16 protein-coding genes are annotated in these 15,706 nt (G+C 47.9%); 3 read left to right on the plus strand and 13 right to left on the minus strand.

Translation table 11 applies throughout. From position 1 onward, the window contains the following. Window positions 1-174 precede the first annotated feature (174 nt). Window positions 175-903, plus strand: a complete 729-nt coding sequence (locus NYE70_RS05655) for an alpha/beta hydrolase (RefSeq protein WP_341045322.1) — start codon at window positions 175-177, stop codon at window positions 901-903. A gap of 107 nt (window positions 904-1,010) precedes the next feature. On the opposite strand, the gene NYE70_RS05660 is transcribed toward NYE70_RS05655, so the two are convergent. After that, entirely contained in the window at window positions 1,011-1,652 is a 642-nt protein-coding gene (locus tag NYE70_RS05660; RefSeq protein WP_211020628.1) for a trimeric intracellular cation channel family protein, read from the minus strand. A 133-nt stretch (window positions 1,653-1,785) separates the two neighbouring features. Here NYE70_RS05660 and NYE70_RS05665 point away from each other — a divergent pair, with 133 nt between their 5' ends. Next, complete coding sequence (locus NYE70_RS05665; protein WP_341045324.1) at window positions 1,786-2,427, plus strand: thiamine diphosphokinase; 642 nt, start codon at window positions 1,786-1,788, stop codon at window positions 2,425-2,427. Window positions 2,428-2,735: 308 nt separating this feature from the next. Continuing rightward, entirely contained in the window at window positions 2,736-3,245 is a 510-nt protein-coding gene (locus tag NYE70_RS05670; RefSeq protein ID WP_211020630.1) for a C40 family peptidase, read from the plus strand. A gap of 57 nt (window positions 3,246-3,302) precedes the next feature. Here NYE70_RS05670 and NYE70_RS05675 read toward each other — a convergent pair whose 3' ends face one another. From NYE70_RS05675 to NYE70_RS05730, 12 genes are all read right to left on the minus strand, one after another. Continuing rightward, complete coding sequence (locus NYE70_RS05675; protein ID WP_213655161.1) at window positions 3,303-3,980, minus strand: winged helix-turn-helix transcriptional regulator; 678 nt, start codon at window positions 3,978-3,980, stop codon at window positions 3,303-3,305. Between the two features lie 153 nt (window positions 3,981-4,133). Then, window positions 4,134-5,165, minus strand: coding sequence for a thiazole biosynthesis adenylyltransferase ThiF (locus NYE70_RS05680; protein WP_341045325.1), 1,032 nt, complete (start codon window positions 5,163-5,165; stop codon window positions 4,134-4,136). Between the two features lie 120 nt (window positions 5,166-5,285). After that, window positions 5,286-6,275 carry a hypothetical protein gene (locus NYE70_RS05685; protein WP_341045326.1) on the minus strand — a complete coding sequence of 330 codons (990 nt, stop codon included), beginning with the start codon at window positions 6,273-6,275 and terminating at the stop codon, window positions 5,286-5,288. After that, a complete protein-coding gene (locus tag NYE70_RS05690) occupies window positions 6,262-6,816 on the minus strand; it encodes a hypothetical protein (RefSeq protein ID WP_341045327.1) in 555 nt (184 codons plus the stop codon). The genes NYE70_RS05685 and NYE70_RS05690 overlap by 14 nt, the downstream gene beginning before the upstream one ends. Window positions 6,817-6,828: 12 nt before the next feature. Beyond that, on the minus strand, window positions 6,829-7,263 hold the full coding sequence (locus tag NYE70_RS05695; RefSeq protein ID WP_341045328.1) for a hypothetical protein: 435 nt from the start codon (window positions 7,261-7,263) through the stop codon (window positions 6,829-6,831). Window positions 7,264-7,282: 19 nt separating this feature from the next. Then, window positions 7,283-7,774: an ABC transporter permease gene (locus tag NYE70_RS05700; protein ID WP_211020636.1), complete on the minus strand. Its 492-nt coding sequence runs from the start codon at window positions 7,772-7,774 to the stop codon at window positions 7,283-7,285. 17 nt (window positions 7,775-7,791) lie between these two features. Beyond that, window positions 7,792-9,870 (minus strand): hypothetical protein, encoded by a 2,079-nt coding sequence (locus NYE70_RS05705; RefSeq protein ID WP_341045329.1) that lies wholly within the window; start codon window positions 9,868-9,870, stop codon window positions 7,792-7,794. Continuing rightward, on the minus strand, window positions 9,860-11,671 hold the full coding sequence (locus tag NYE70_RS05710; RefSeq protein WP_290408131.1) for an ATPase, T2SS/T4P/T4SS family: 1,812 nt from the start codon (window positions 11,669-11,671) through the stop codon (window positions 9,860-9,862). The genes NYE70_RS05705 and NYE70_RS05710 overlap by 11 nt, the downstream gene beginning before the upstream one ends. Then, on the minus strand, window positions 11,668-12,516 hold the full coding sequence (locus tag NYE70_RS05715; protein ID WP_341045330.1) for a hypothetical protein: 849 nt from the start codon (window positions 12,514-12,516) through the stop codon (window positions 11,668-11,670). The genes NYE70_RS05710 and NYE70_RS05715 overlap by 4 nt, the downstream gene beginning before the upstream one ends. Next, entirely contained in the window at window positions 12,513-13,190 is a 678-nt protein-coding gene (locus NYE70_RS05720) for a hypothetical protein (protein WP_290408133.1), read from the minus strand. The genes NYE70_RS05715 and NYE70_RS05720 overlap by 4 nt, the downstream gene beginning before the upstream one ends. 15 nt (window positions 13,191-13,205) lie before the next feature. Further along, on the minus strand, window positions 13,206-14,117 hold the full coding sequence (locus tag NYE70_RS05725) for an SAF domain-containing protein (protein WP_341045331.1): 912 nt from the start codon (window positions 14,115-14,117) through the stop codon (window positions 13,206-13,208). A gap of 9 nt (window positions 14,118-14,126) precedes the next feature. Then, a complete protein-coding gene (locus NYE70_RS05730; RefSeq protein ID WP_290408135.1) occupies window positions 14,127-15,653 on the minus strand; it encodes a serine/threonine-protein kinase in 1,527 nt (508 codons plus the stop codon). Between the last annotated feature and the right edge of the window lie 53 nt (window positions 15,654-15,706).

The raw sequence follows: 15,706 nt of genomic DNA on the forward strand, positions 1-15,706 counted from the left end.
AAAGGAATTGCGCTGAAATGACTTAATTATTTATTTTTGTTTGTATAACAGACGAAACATAATTATGTAACACAAATGACTTTCTGGAAGTGTATGCGTTTATTGCTTCCAGGGTTATCTTAACTTAATGAGAGGTCAAAAGCAAAAAACAGACGACAAGGGGCGTGTCATAATATGACGGATTCTCGGTATTTAAAACGGACGATTGTTAAAGAGGAGGTCGACTGCAACAGCTTGGGAGAAAAAAGGAAACTTCGCATCTATCTCCCCCCTGGCTACAATGAAATTTTAAGTTATCCTGTCGTTTATTGTCAGGATGGCGAAGAGTTTTTCAATTTCGGACGGATCGCTACCCTCGCGAACCAACTTATTCTTGATGAAGGAATCGAGCCTTTCATTATAGTAGGAATCGAGGTCGATGTCTCGGTCCGGACGGAAGAATACGCTCCTTTCGGCAATCGGTTCGAGGCTTACAGCACCTGTATTACTGAAGAAATTATACCCTTTGTGGAGCGCAATTATCCGGTTCGCCGCGAACCGGACCAGCGAGTATTGGCCGGCGATTCCCTGGGCGGATCATTTTCGCTGCATCTCGCTATGAAAAACCGGCAGCTGTTTTCCAAAATCATCAGTTTATCGGGCGCGTTTTACGATGCCTCCCTGGAACTTATCGCTGCCGAAAAGGACTTGTCCACTCTTTCTCTCTATATGATAGTTGGATTACAGGAGCAGCAGTACACAACCGATACGGGAACTTACAATTTTGTGGACTTAAATCGCCGGGCTAAGGAATTGCTGGAAGAGCGCGGAGCCAAAGTAAGATATTACGAGAAGGACGGACAGCATCTGTGGGGCTTCTGGCAGAAAGAACTTCCTGAAGCGCTGGTTTATTTTCTCGAATAACAGTATCCAAAAAAATAGGCTCGACATAATAAAGAAGAGGACCTATGGCCTTGAAACGGGCACGGATCCTCTTCTTTATATAGTAGGAGATGATTTGCGGAAATGGTCTACAATGTCTCCGATTTGGCCTCAACCTCAATATTGCCCGTCTTAAGCGACCTTCTCGGGAGCTTCCATTTATAATGGACGGACAGCATCCGAAAACAGACAACCAGTACGAACAGCAGCAGCAGTCCGATGGTCGAAGTGAAAAAGCCAAGACCGATGACAAGTCCGGCGATCATCGCCCATACCGCGTAAATTTCGTCCCTCAGGACAAGCGGCTTTCGTCCGGCCAGCAAATCCCGGATGATCCCTCCTCCGATCCCTGTCAAAACCGCGGCTACCAGGATCGCGCTGATCGGATGCTTCATTCCGCTCGCATAAAGTGCACCTTGAATCGCAAAAGCGGACAACCCGATCGCATCAAACAGCGCCTCCGTCTTCTTCCAATGCTGAATCCAAGGGAGCGGCAGCACAAAAGCGACCAAAACGGACAAAACAGCCAGTAATATCAAATCGCCCTGCGCCCACAAGGTAGTAACCGGCACGCCGATCAACACATTGCGGATAATTCCCCCTCCAAAAGCGGTAACTAGTCCCAGCACCAGTACCCCGAGTATGTCGTACTCTTCTTCCATCGCCACAAATGCTCCCGACATGGCGAAGGCGATCGTTCCGATAATACTGAATATATCGAATAAATGCATTTCCCTGCTCCCCTGCCCTCTCTCTCGCTAAATTGCTGTGTCCATTGTATTCCCGACGCCTTCAATTGTGCAAGCCTAAAAACTGAACTATACTGGTAATATTCGGGCTTATGAACAGAAAGGGAGTTTTTACATGGAAGCGAATCGTGTGCTTATTTTTGCCGGAGGTACCATCGATCCAGTATTTCTGAAGAACATCTCTCAGAACGACATCATTATCGGGGCGGATCGAGGAGCCTTATTTTTAGTTGAGCATGGGATATCTCCTGACATTTCGGTTGGGGATTTCGATTCAGTCAGCCCTGAAGAACTGGAGAAAATTAAAAAAAGCAGCAAAGAGCTTATTCAGTGTGATGCTGTAAACAAGGATTTAACCGACACCGAACTGGCTTTCGAAGTCGCTATCCAAAGACATGCTTCCGAAATCGTCATGGTTGGCGTTCTCGGTTCCAGGTTGGACCACACTCTATCGAACATTCAAATGATGTTGCGGGGGATGCAGCATCAAATTACCAGCGTCATTTGGGATACCAACAACTATGTCACGCTTACAGGCACGACCTGCGAAATCGAAGACCGCGGTTATACTTACGTATCCCTGCTTCCTCTCACCCCGGAGGTCACAGGTATCCATTTGGAAGGGTTCATGTACCCGCTGGACAACGCCACCCTGAAAATGGGCCAATCTCTAGGCGTAAGCAACCGTCTCAAAGGGGAACGGGGAACGATTCGGATCGAGAGCGGCTTGCTGCTTATTATCCAGAGCAAAGACTAACGAAAGAAAGAAACACTAGCATTTCGCCAAAAGAATAAAACATTTTTGTAACCTTTTCTTCGGATTATGTTACAGATCAAAACGTGAAAGAACCCTTGAAATATCAAGGGTTCTTTCATTTTTCTTTACATTGGAAACAACGAACTTCTTACGTTTTTGTAAACTTTAATCATATTTTAATAATCGGGGTCAAACCCTTACCTACCAAGCGATTGACCGGTCCTTGCCATAATTTCGGAAGTTTAAAAGCTGTTATACTTCATTTCGAACCGGTCAACAAAAACAAGAACTTTGGAGGTATATACATCATGAGAATGCAACATCTATTCCAAAAAGTATTGACGGTAGGTCTCGTCTCAACTATCGGATTCAGCTCCCTGCTTGCCAGCGGCGCTGGAGCAGCACCGGCCCAAGCAGCAGAAAGCGTAGCAACATCTAAAGGAACCCAAGTTGTAAACTACGGCAAAAAATATATGGGAGTTCCATACAAATTCGGTGCATCAACTTCAACTACAAGAAACTTCGATTGCTCGTCCTTTATGAAACACATCTTCAAAAAATATGGAGTAAATCTTCCACGGACTTCAGTAGCTCAATCTAAAGTCGGACGTGCCGTATCCAAATCGAATTTGAAAGCCGGCGATCTGGTATTCTTCTCGAGCGGCAGCCGCGCAAACGGCAAAAACGTAACGCATGTAGCTGTTTATATGGGCAACGGTAAAATTTTGCACACTTATGGTAAACCAGGGGTTACGATTTCTAATCTGAACTCCGGTAACTGGAAAAGAACTTACTTGAAAGCTCGTCGCGTCCTTTAGTCCTCATATATGAAATCAAACCCGATAGCCTCTCTATCGGGTTATTTTTTGTGCGAATCACTGTATTACGTATCCGGTTCCGCGGACGGTATGGATCAGCTTCCTGGATCTTCCCTTATCGATTTTTTTGCGTAAATGTCGGATATACACATCCACTACGTTCGTTCCCGTAGAAAAATCATATCCCCATACCTCCTGCAGAATCGCCTCTCTCTGGCATACCTGCTCCGCTCTCTTCACTAAATATCTAAGCAAATCGAATTCCTTCGGTGTAAGTTTGATCAGATCACCATCCCGATAAGCTTTGCGCCCTTTCAATTCAATAACAAGATCCTCATACCTCAACTCCGTCAAATAACCGTCGGCAAAACGACGGAAAAGCCTGATCAGACTGCGGATTCTTGCTTCAAATTCTATATTGGGTACCGCTATGTCCACAACTTCGTTTACTCCTGCTTCAAGTAAGGAGACCATCTCATCCGTATCCCATTCCTTCAAAATAACCATGACGGGGAATGGAGGATTCTCCCCAACTCTGTCCATCAGTTCATAAACAACACGGCTGCCGGTCTCCGGACTCAGCAGCAGTACGCCAGGCATTTCCTCATCCAGTTCTGTTGCCGTATCCTCCAGGCCGTGGCAACGGCGAACTTCAAATCCGGCCTGTTCCAGAAATAATTGCCTTTGGGTGGCTGCAAAATCATTTTTTTGCATCAGCAGCACGATGTCTTTCATATGAGTTCCCGCCTCTGCCCTTTAATCTCCGAACTTCCTTTATAGAGGGTTCTATGCACTTATCGTTAAGATGGTCAAAATAAAAACAAACCATTCCGCAAGGTGCGTGAATGGTTTGCCAAATTAATCCGTTCATTAACAATATAGAAATATTCAACCCAAAAACCGATCGTATATCGCTTTGGCTTCCGCCGTATTTTTCGTTCCGTGAATAAGCGCTCTTCCGTCTTCGAACAGGACGATTCGCCGATCCCCGATCGTGTAGGAGACCAGAAAAGGATTGAGTTCCACCTTCCCTTCCCCCAGACGTTCAAATCTCGCGGCAATTTCGGGTAAAGGAAGCTTCCGTTTGAAGGCAGGCCGGATCTGAACCGTGTCCCTACCGCACAGCACCTCCGATTTACGGGTACCTGCTGCGGACAGAAACGGATAAGTCGGATGCGTACCGCAGGATAAACAGTCCTCCCGTTTGGCGGACCCTACTTTGATTGAGGATTGCTCGTTCCGCCACACATCGAAGGTCAGCAATGTGCCTCGAAGTGACTCGGGATGACCTGTCAGCAGCTTCAACGCTTCCGTAACCTGATGCGCAACGACGATCTGCACGGCAGGCGGAATGACACCTACGGTATCACATGTATCGCCTCCAAGCGGAATCGTCCCCAATAAACAATTCAAACATGGCGTTTGGCCCGGTAAAATCGTAAACGTCATCCCGTAGCTACCCACACAGCCACCGTAAACCCATGGAATTCCGTATTTTTGTGCGATGTCATTGATCAGAAGCCGGGTATCGAAATTATCCGTGGCGTCCATAACCACATTTACATCCTTAATCAGCTCTTCGATCTCCTCATAAGTTACATCCACGACATGCGTTTCGATTATAATTTCGCTGTTGACAGCGCGAAGTCGTTGTTCCGCCGCCACGGCTTTCGGCAGCCTGGCCAACGCATCGGCCTCGGTGTACAGCTGCTGCCTCTGTAAATTGCTCCACTCCACATAATCACGGTCCGCGATGACCAGTCGCCCCACACCTGCGCGGGCAAGAGTTTCGGCGATCCCCGTTCCGAGGGCGCCTGCCCCGATAATAAGCACCGAAGACTCCGCAAGCTTCTGCTGCCCTTCAGGACCTATCGGTTGAAACAACTGCTGACGTGAATAACGGTCCTCATTAGCTTTCATTCTTGCTTCACGTTCCTTTCAGCTACATTCTATTACGAATTTTAGCATATGAAGAAGAACGCCGTAACCACTCTGTCGGTAATGAATGTGAACTTACGTGGACGAATCCTGCACTTATAATCAGTGGACTCCTTGTCCACATTCCGCTTCAAAATATCCGGAAGCTGCCGCATCTCTGGCATTCGTGAAAACTTCAACCGGTTGGAAAGGGAACGGACACTTATCATTAAATGCATATTTGATCCCGGTTTCCAGATGTATGCCGCCGTACACGGGCCGACGCTTGACCAGTCTCCCGCCGCCGAGCGCATAATTGTTAAAGTATTGGTTTCCGACAGGAATCCCTTGCAGGAAAACAAGCACACCTACGTCATCGACTGTATTGTTCCATTCCTCTTGGGGAATTACCGGAAGCGTAAACGTATAACTCACGCCGAGCTTACGGGAAATTTCATTATGACGATGAATGATACCCGCTAGATCATCTTCTATACTCCGGACGATTACCGATCTTCTCACTTGCTCGAAGGCTTCCTCATTTTGAAGAACCGGAATACTCCACTCGGAGCCAACAGTCTCCCGCAACCCGGTTACCGACTCACCCGTAACGGGATTTACAACAGTAACCCGCTGATCCAGTGTAAAGGAAAGACTTTTCCCCTCCTGATCCCGGTATACATATGGCTTCTTTGGACGCCAGCGATGTTCGGCGACGGAATAGCCGTCTGTCCCTGTCAGCTCTTCCATCGCATAGATATAATAACCGTCATAATCAATAACCACTACAGCAGGAATATACGTCATAAAAGCTTGCATCGCCAGCGGATCGTCAGCGATACCGAAATTCAGTGCCAAGGTCTCCTTTAAAGCCGCCAACCCCGCTTCTTTGTCGGCCCGCATGAATTTTGCGGATCCGTACCCCGATTCATAATGCTGCGACTCGTTACGATTAAGCAGGTTTCCTGCATCCTGAGCAGCCGTCTTTAAAACCGAGTTGTACCGGATTTCAAGCCGATTAGCTTCTCTAAGCTGTTCCGTATTCCAACTTGAAATCCAAAGCAACGGACCTGCAATCAGTACAAAAATGATGGCCCAGTCAGTAATCTTCATTCAACACCATGCCTCCGTAGGACAAATGCTTCGTTTGGCCGCCTTCTGGTGCCGTGCCGTAGATAAAACCTGACAGAACCTCCAACGGGGACCGTGACACTTTCGTTAAAGTTACACTCAAATAATCTCCGGCCTCCAACCTATATTTTCTTAAAACCGGCCCACCCGCAGGGAGAGCTGAAGGAAACAACATTTTAAGGATGTCTGATGTGTAATTTGAATCGTAGACCACGCTGAATTCGTCCATAAATGTAGTTGGATCGGCAGGATCCTTATATTCGGGATGATATTTCTTATGGCGGTGTTCTAGTTCGATGTCATAAGCCGCGCCTGTGGTCTCCAGCTCACGCGCAAAATCCTCGTACATTTCCGCAGAGACATACCCTTTGCTTCTTACGGCATCCGTAAACTGGACAAGTGTGTTATAAGCCGACAGTACCCTGATATCTTCCTGACGCTGAGCGGATTGGAACGCGGGAAAAAGAAAGATCAGTACCACCGCCAGGATAGCCGCCGCGATCTTCGATAAAGCATTGCCCATACTTCGGCCCCTTCACTTTAATTTAAAAGATATCTTAGCCAAGCGCCCCTGCTTATCGAGCTGGGAGTATGCCTCGTAGTCTTCCTCCAAGTCCAGCAAAGCTACGGCCAATCCTAGATCTTGATCATAGAGACCGGAAGGCAATGCTCCATCATCTTTGGCATCCGGAATGACAGTGCCGTTAATCGAGACTTCCGCCCCATCCAACTTCCAGCTTCTCAGGCCATATAATATATCCAATCCTGTATATGTATCGAAATTCGATGCTTCGTTGCTTAAGCCGGCCCCCGATAGGGTCACACTTCGCTTGTGCGTTTGAATGAAAGAGGACAGATTTTGTAAAAGGCCATCATAACTTCGTGTAAAATCAAGGGTAAACAATACAGCTCCAAGAGTTAAGGAAACCGCCGTACCTAACCACAGAAAATCTTTCAGGCTCTTCAGCATGTGTGATTCGGCTTCTCGGCTAAGGAGTGACCGTAGTCTGGGTAAAAATCAGTCCCCTAACTACATTGGAATTATCCTTGATCACTTTTGCCTTGAATTTACCGCTTGGATTGACGTATTCGTTAAGCTTTTCGTTCCAGGTGTTGCCTATATCCGCCAAGCTGGAGCCACTCACTGAACCGTATTCTTCGTTCGTCAGAGTGCCGTTGATTTTGAGAATGTCTCCATACCATTGGCCTGTACTGTTTTTCCCCGTCTTAATCTGAATACCGAACTCTTCCCGGTCCTTGAATTTTCTCAAAGCATTCGTGACCTGGGACCCGCTGACTGTCGTATCGTCATAAACCGTAAATGAGGCCTGTGACAGTTCTGTTTGAATATCGGAAAAATTGTTTTGAGCAGTTTTCGTAGCTTCCTGGGCGGATACAAACAAGATTACAACAATAGTGATCAGAGCGATCGTCAAAAAAATACCGGCCGCTACCTTTAAAGCGGATGATGCGTTGTTCATATTAAAATACCTCCTTGTTAAATATGTTGAATTTGCTCAAAATAAATGCCCATCTGTTGAAAGCTCATCCAGATCAACGGGATGACCAGGTAGACAAACACGAGACAATACATCGGCGCAAAACCGATGATACGGCCGATCCCCGCTTTCGTATCCAGCGATTTTTCATAATCGAGCCGTCTCCGTTCAAAATGATACGCCATCTCACTCTCCAGCTCATCAAAGGCATCCGAGATCGTTATTTTCTCCGTAGCGAGAAGCAGCTTGTCCGCCAATTGCCTAAACTCGTCCAGCCCGGCCTCCTCCTTCATCTGCTTCAATGCTTCTTCGCCGCCATGCCCGAAATGGAGCAGACATTTCTGCAGCGGAATTTTGAAAATCACGGCATACGAATGCAGCCAGTCCAAAATCTCTTCGACTGAAATTCGTTCCAGTTCCTTCAGAATAGAAATCATCGTATGAAACTGGTACACTTCTTGCCTCATATCCATAAGCCGCATCCTCCGCTGGAACATCAGCGTCCAGACCGGTACACAGTATCCGATCCATCCGGCAATCAGCGACAAGAGAAGCTCCCACCATTTCAGATACTCCGCGTTCCAGCGTTTCAATTTATCTATCACACGCTCCGCCGTTGCCTCAAGCTGTTTATCGTTCGGCTGTAATCCCCTTTCCGCCATTACTTGTGTGATGGAGGCAGCTATTTGATCATACTCTCTATTAGAATCCATTCCTGTCTCCACCATAACCTGCTTGTCCATGTCGACGATTTCCGCCGCAGCCTCAGCATCGTCCTGTGACATAGTTCCAAAAAACACATAGCTTGCCGGAGGCTCATTCAAAATCCACGACCGGCTCTTCAAATGTAAATAAGAAAAAGTACCCGTCGTAACAACCACACATAACAGAAATATGACAAGCCGTCTGATTTGCAACGTTTCTACACTTAAGTGATGATTACTGTCTTTCAGCAGTTTATGAATTCGCTCATAGGCTGCAGATTTGAACCTTGGGGTGAACCATGCCGAGCATTTCCGGACAAGGTGCCATTTTCTCAAGGCTGATTCCCATGGATTCCGGTTTCTACCTGCCCTATAATCCGTCTCCTCTTCACTCTTCAGCTTCTGAAGCAGCAAATAGCAAATAAGAATGATCAGAAAAATCCCGAGCTTGGCCAGAATCCCTGCCTTACTCAAATAAAACTGATCCATGAGCGGAAAATTTCTCCTTGCCCAAATCTCAATCGGCTTGGTAAAAAAAATCGGCACTAAAGCAATTAAATTTAGCCCCTTCAGCAAATAATCGAGCTTACTTCGACGAATCAAGTCAAGCTGAATTTCCCCTGTAAGGCTGGCCAGACCTCTTAAATACAACGAACCCTTATCCTTTTTGCGGTCCCCGAATTCCATAATCATCCTTGATATCCCCGCAAACGCTCGAAGAAAACGGTTTGGCGCGACTTCATAATATTTCTCCAGCGCCTCATCCGGTTTAACATCACTTAAAGCGTCATAAATCCTATGAGCATGCAGAGCGATTTCCTCTCCAACCGATTCGATGGATTCATCTATAGCGTCTTCAACCATACCGTGCCTGTGATAGGCCAGCCTGACGGCGCCGAACAAATCTAGCATTTGTTCCAGCAGCTTCTTTTCCAACCGATTGATATACCCGTCCAGGATCAGACCTTGAATGACAACGGCGGCTATCAACAAGGAAAGAAAGAAGATCAAGTTAGGATTCATTGCCGTCAGTACGCCGATCACGAATGTGAGGGTACCCAGGATCAGATAAACAATCTTGATCGTTTGCCTTCGTAAACTAAACTCGTCATAAACTTGGAGAACGGACAAGCGGAATCGAACCTTCAACACATAAAATCTAAGCGGCGGCAGCTTCATGAATAACGCATAGGACCTCAGAAAAAGAACATTCAATCCGCCGCGGATCAAGCGGGACGATGGGTGTCCGCGATCAGCTAACGATAACCCCTGCTCCTCTTCTCGTTTGGCAATTAATTTTCCCAAACCGAGCAGCAGCAAAAAACAGCATAATGACATTCCGACAAGAATCATGAGAAATGACTTAAGCTCCAATGGCCTCCCTCCAATACATACCCGCAAACCTTTCAAAGGCCGCTGCATCTTCCGGTGTCATCTCTTTGGACATTTCCTTAAGGCTATGCGCAGAGATCGGCTTTACAGGTACATATGCTCCGTTACGATACTCGACAATTACCCTTTCCTGGTAACTCTCGTTCAGACGGCAGCACTCCGTAATTCGTTCTATGTATCTGTTCCCCTGATAGTCTTTGCAGAGATGAATATCAAAATCCAGCACACCCGCTACCTGATATTCGGCAATCTTTTCATCCCTAAACATGCCGGTCTTTAATAAGGAATTTCGCAGGGATTCAATCAGGTCGCGGAAGGTTTTGGCGTGATGGGTAAACAGGGTAAATAAACTTGCCACTTGCGCCATCTGTATCATCCAAGCCGCAACCTCGTCCGTCGCTACCTCCCCGAGGATATTGACCGTGCCATCCGTTTTTTTCTGCAAATCCAATCCCGCTTGCCCGGATATGTATTCCGTTTCACGAAAGGTTAAAATGTTTCTCGTACTATAAATCCTCCGGAGATGAAGCTCGAATGACATCTCCTGAACGCGTAAAGTGTAAGAAGGATAAATATGCTTGATCATGGCCATTAACAGCGTTGTTTTGCCTGAACCCTGGGAACCGGTGATCGAGGTAATCCGGCTTCCTTTCATCAGATATTTCAACAGTTCGATCGGCAGGTTGGAGTTATTCCCTTGAATAAGCCCTTCAAGGACTGCGTTCTTCACGTCGAACTTACGTACAAAAAATGCCCATGATTCCGCAAAAGGCGGTCTCACCACAACGACCCGGGAGCCGTCCTTCAACTCGTTTACTTTAAATCCGTTAGCCTCGGATAACTGACCCGGCAAATTGAATTTGTAAATGTTCTGACACACCCGTTTCAATTCGGCTTCACTTCCGAAAGATAAGAAGGATAAACGTATGCTTTTACCTTTATAAAAAATCCAAACACTGTCCCAGGAGCGAGTTATTTGCCTTCCGTCCTGATCTAGCGGAATTTCCGGCCCTCCCGGTTCGATTTCATCCTCTATCCGTTGCCAAAGGGAATGATTCCCGGGAATCCCGCTGACTCCTCCGCTCACCCCGTCAATGTTCTGTTCCCGAATCGCGTCGATCACGGAAAATCCTTTGTACATTTGATAGACCCGCTGAACGACCAGGTCCAGCTTCTCGGGAAATGAAAGCAGGCGATACTCCCTGTAAAAAACCGAGTCCACATCCTCAGCATTAATTTCAAATATCCCTGTACCATCTTCGTCGGACCGGCACTTCGGCTGGTCCAAGTCATAGTCTTCGATCAGCGTGGATAAGGCCATTTCCCCATGCCGTCTTCCGTATAAGTACAGCACAATTTCAAATCTGTCTTGCGCATTTAATCGTTCCCGGTCGCGGAATGGAATAATAAGGTCTATATTTTCTTCCGAGATACCGTACCCTCTTACTAGCAAATCGCGAATAAAGGATTTGACGTAACGTTTATCCTGCTGGTCGCCATACGTACAGCCGCGTAATGCTTGCCGAAGCTCGGCCCGAACCTTTACTTTTCGGTTCCAGGCTTCCTCGTTCATCCCCCATTCGTTAGAGGGATTGCGGCTAAGCTCATGGATCTGATGCTTGACGTAAGCGATGAGTTCCGTAAAAGAATATCGATCCCTTCCAGGCGCACGATGTAAGAAAGATTCTCCTGAAGACTTGGCCTTCAGCCAGAGACAAGCCAAACAGACGGCAACTAAAATGATGATTCCTATCAAATTTACTCCGGCTGCATTCAAGGTCATGCCCCCTTTTCTCCTCCTCGGGAATACACATCTCGATCAGCAGCGAGCCGGTATAGGCCGTCGCAAAGGTTGGCAAGCCCCGACATAAATTCTTCTTTCGCGGGTCTCCTGCGCGGTAACAGCCGGTGCAATCGGATAAATCGGAGGATATTCATGTTATTCCAAGCATCCATAAACTCTGTGCTATGCGGAATGACGTACAGCGGCGGCTTGCAGCCAAACCGCCTTCGAATGTTGCCAGCCGACCATTGCGAACGGTGATCATAATGCTGAATCACGATAGCATCCGTCACATTTGCTCCGTTAGTCTCCCTGACCACATCACCAAAAAAACGTTCCAACTCCAAACGATTTTGCCGAAGTACTGCGACACTCAGCAGCCTTCCTATCGGCAAATTATGCGGGCCTGCTGCAGCAACAGCTCCAGAGGAAAATCGACTTGCAGTAAAAATAAAGTTATAAGCCTGCTCCGCAGCGGCAAAAACACGGCCCAGCTTCTCACCTGACTCAAGTGGATTTTCAAGACATTCTTCTCGGCTTCCGGAAACAAGATCCAGTTTCCCCTTGATGACCGGTTGAGTATAATCCGAGAAGTTCGCTGCACCTAAACGTTGATTGGCGGCTAAACGCAGCAAGGCGTCAATCCCGTATTCCGTAAGCGGAAGAGCGCCCCTGTCCTGATATTGGTCAGACAGAGAGAAGCCAGCTTCAACACTAGTCCCGGCTTTAACCTCATTCAGCAACAGAATCCTTCCCGGATGTGTCAAAGACATCCCTATCGCTGCCGCCGCAGCAACCTCGGCCGATCCTTCATGTCCGTAATCCCAAAAGATGATCCTGCTCATGCCCTCCTCCTGTCCGCCGACCGCAGCGCTTTTTTCGTACTCGGCATAGACAGACCTGCGAGATTCACGATCAAGGATAGAATCGCTTTCTTATATGATCTGGAGATTCGCCCCATCCGCAAAGTTTGCGCATGTTCATTCTCCATCTGCACGATTTCATTAGTTTCGCACCAGGGAATGCACACCATCTCTTTACTCCATTCAATAGGCAAGTGCTCCACGTAGCCCATAATGTAATCGGGGGTCAAAAAGCTGTCGACCGTTCGTATAAAGACCGGCTGAATCCGCAGCGATTTAAGTTGAGGCCATCGGAGTAACAAATGACTGAACCACTCGGCGCTATTCTCCACCTCATAACGGTCATATGAAGTGACCCACATAACGGCATCAACCCGCTTCCAAATTTCAATTGAACCAAAATGCATCGTCTCCAGATCATACAGACAGTAGTCGTAATGTTCAGGATCAGCGGCGGTGATTCCATCACAAATATCAAACCCGTTATACTCGGTAAGAGGTATACAATTTTTCACGCTACTGGCCAAATAACGGTACTTTCTGCCATCGGTCATGTCCACCAGTAACACCCTTTTGCCTGTTCCGGACAGCACCTTGCAAATGTACAGCAGCAGATCCCTTTTATCGCTCTTACCTGTAAAAATCCAGCTTTTCACCCTTGGTACCTCCTTTTATTCCGCCGGCCCCATGACAAACTGTTCTTGACCGCCTGTTGGCGAGTCGGCCCGGGAAGAGGGTGGCGGTGACGATTGAGTTGCTTGATATCCCGCATATTCTGCGGCCGATTGTGCCGATACCCCTCCAAGATCCGCTTCAAGACCAGTACGGGCGGAGTTGCTCAAGGCATGTTCGGCACGACCGACGATATTCGGGTCCTGCTTGATCAATTTCAGCACGGCCTCGTTGGCCGGGTACGTCGGAATAGCTTTTGCTTGAAGGCTTGGCTCCACATAGAGCAAGGCATAGATCGAGGCTTTATGCAAATAAGCGTCGACGATTGCGCTGGACAGCGACAGGATTTCCGATTCATTCAGGGTCATCGTAACCGTACCTGATGCTAACGAGTTCACCTTTTTTTTGGCCAACAATATGTAATCTTGTCCCGTCGGAAACTGGATACGCACATCAATGACGTCCTGCTCGCTAAGCGCTCCTGGAAGCTGGATAAAACCCATTTCACGGAAACGGAGATCGGAAGGCGTTGGCTCTTCCTCATATAAAAGCGTGCCTGTCAGCAGCGTATTCGGCTTAAGTGACAGCTTGACCGTTTTACCGGCGATTTGTTCTCTGGTCTTGAGCCAATCACTCGGTACGCTGCCTTCCGGCAATTCAACGGATACGAGGTCCTCCATAGAAATCACATGACCTGCCGGGAGTTCCCGGGCAGGCGTCCAGCCCTGAACCTTGGATCGGCCCGCCTCTTCCTGAAGAATGCGAATTTCAGCTTCCAATCTACCCTGCATTTCTATTCGGGCTTCTGTCATCTTCGAAGTTTTAACGAACATGAACCCGCCAAATATAATTCCGGTTGCGATCACGCCAGCTAAGCCGGCATAAATTAGGTGCTTCGTTTTCCGTCTCATCCTGAACATTTATTCACTTCCTTTCCTGCGTTTTCGCCTCCAGCGTAGTCCGCTTCTCCCCTGCAGTACGCTTTGCGGAAACAATCCCCCGCATATTTCGGCCAGAGCCGACTCCATTTCCTTCCCCGGGGAAAAAGGATCATGTTCGGCTGGCAAGACGTATACTTTTCCCGTACTAAAAGTTTTGCGGATACGCCGGACGGCATTCCTGGAACCAAACGGTATGCAGCATACCCAATTTTTTCTGACGGGACCCGAACTCGCTTTGAAAGCCGCCAGATCCTCATGACGCCATTCCGCCGCCGGACAAACAAGAATGGACAGATCGGCACGGGCAAACTCCTCTAAATGTTCCTTGCGCCTGCCTGATCCGAGATCGCAGATCACATACTCGCTGCTTCCCGCAATCAAATCCAGCAATTCCTGTCGCGATGGAGCCCGGATGTAATCGACGCTCCGAAACCGGAAACGCTGCGGTCCCGCTTCGCGGGTAAATGCATCAGTCCCTTCCACAAGAACGGACAGCGTCCGGAAAGCGTTGGATTTGACCTCCATCTCCACAACCGAGATCCTCGGCGTAAACTTGGATAACAGATGGGCCAATGTGATGCAGGTATGCGTTGTGCCGATACCGGGTGCCGCCCCCATTACGGCAATTACAATAGAGCGCGGCGTCCGACGGAAATCGCTCCGCCGTGCATCTTCCAGGTTTGCATTCTTTGCAGTTGCATTAGATAGCGTGCTTGCCACAGCTCTCAGTGCTTCCGCCGTCTCTTCCGCCGAAGAGTATCTGTTTTCCGGTTCATGTTGCAGAAGTCGTAAAATAATCGGTTCCAGCAAAGCTAAACCTTTACGCCGGAGTATGGCCGCTGTCTCTTCCGACCAATAAGAATATTTGCACCCGGTTCCCAAATAGAGCAGCACGGCGCCAAGCGAATATAAATCCGTTCTGCCGTCCGTCTGTCGCCCTCCATATTGTTCCGGTGCCGCAAATCCGATCGTTCCGAGTTTAACCGTATCCTCAAGAGTTTCCTGTTTATATTTGCGGGCAATCCCGAAATCAACAAACATGATTTCTTCCTGCTCATCGATCAGCAGATTGGACGGCTTCAGATCCCGATGAATGATCGGCGGATGAAGACTATGAAGATAATGTAGACCCTCACAAATTTGCAATCCTAGCCTGGCTAATTTGTCAGGGGTTAAAGCTTCCTTATTGCCCAATACATACTTATCCAGATGAACACCTGCCACATAATCCATCACCAAGTATGAATATCCGCCCTCCATTTGAAAAAAATCTGAAATTCTCGGCAACCGAGGATGATTTAACGAAATAAGCAGTTCAGCTTCATCCTCCAACCGGAGACCATGCTCCGGTGTAAACGGACTCTCCTTCACAGCCCAACGCTTCCCGGGCAGCTTCAAATCGGAGGCGAGATAAACCCGGCTCATGCCCCCTTCTCCAATAATTTTCTCCATCCTGTAGCGGCCTGCCAAAATTCCGCCGCGTTCATATTTCGGAATAAACGGCAACCGGCTCCCTCCTTTTTCGAAACGCAAAAAGGGAAAGTACCCATTGTCCTCCT

This window comes from Paenibacillus sp. FSL R5-0407, assembly GCF_038009185.1.
Classification (GTDB): Bacteria; Bacillota; Bacilli; order Paenibacillales; family Paenibacillaceae; genus Fontibacillus; species Fontibacillus vini.

Bases quoted from the DNA above. Each gene is read 5' to 3' on its own strand.
- NYE70_RS05715 (WP_341045330.1), bottom strand. From the start codon at position 12,516: ATGAGCAGGATCATCTTTTGGGATTACGGACATGAAGGATCGGCCGAG.
- NYE70_RS05695 (WP_341045328.1), bottom strand. From the start codon at position 7,263: ATGCTGAAGAGCCTGAAAGATTTTCTGTGGTTAGGTACGGCGGTTTCC.
- NYE70_RS05680 (WP_341045325.1), bottom strand. From the start codon at position 5,165: ATGAAAGCTAATGAGGACCGTTATTCACGTCAGCAGTTGTTTCAACCG.
- NYE70_RS05690 (WP_341045327.1), bottom strand. From the start codon at position 6,816: ATGGGCAATGCTTTATCGAAGATCGCGGCGGCTATCCTGGCGGTGGTA.
- NYE70_RS05675 (WP_213655161.1), bottom strand. From the start codon at position 3,980: ATGAAAGACATCGTGCTGCTGATGCAAAAAAATGATTTTGCAGCCACC.
- NYE70_RS05725 (WP_341045331.1), bottom strand. From the start codon at position 14,117: ATGAGACGGAAAACGAAGCACCTAATTTATGCCGGCTTAGCTGGCGTG.
- NYE70_RS05710 (WP_290408131.1), bottom strand. From the start codon at position 11,671: ATGACCTTGAATGCAGCCGGAGTAAATTTGATAGGAATCATCATTTTA.
- NYE70_RS05670 (WP_211020630.1), top strand. From the start codon at position 2,736: ATGAGAATGCAACATCTATTCCAAAAAGTATTGACGGTAGGTCTCGTC.
- NYE70_RS05655 (WP_341045322.1), top strand. From the start codon at position 175: ATGACGGATTCTCGGTATTTAAAACGGACGATTGTTAAAGAGGAGGTC.
- NYE70_RS05660 (WP_211020628.1), bottom strand. From the start codon at position 1,652: ATGCATTTATTCGATATATTCAGTATTATCGGAACGATCGCCTTCGCC.
- NYE70_RS05700 (WP_211020636.1), bottom strand. From the start codon at position 7,774: ATGAACAACGCATCATCCGCTTTAAAGGTAGCGGCCGGTATTTTTTTG.
- NYE70_RS05685 (WP_341045326.1), bottom strand. From the start codon at position 6,275: ATGAAGATTACTGACTGGGCCATCATTTTTGTACTGATTGCAGGTCCG.
- NYE70_RS05665 (WP_341045324.1), top strand. From the start codon at position 1,786: ATGGAAGCGAATCGTGTGCTTATTTTTGCCGGAGGTACCATCGATCCA.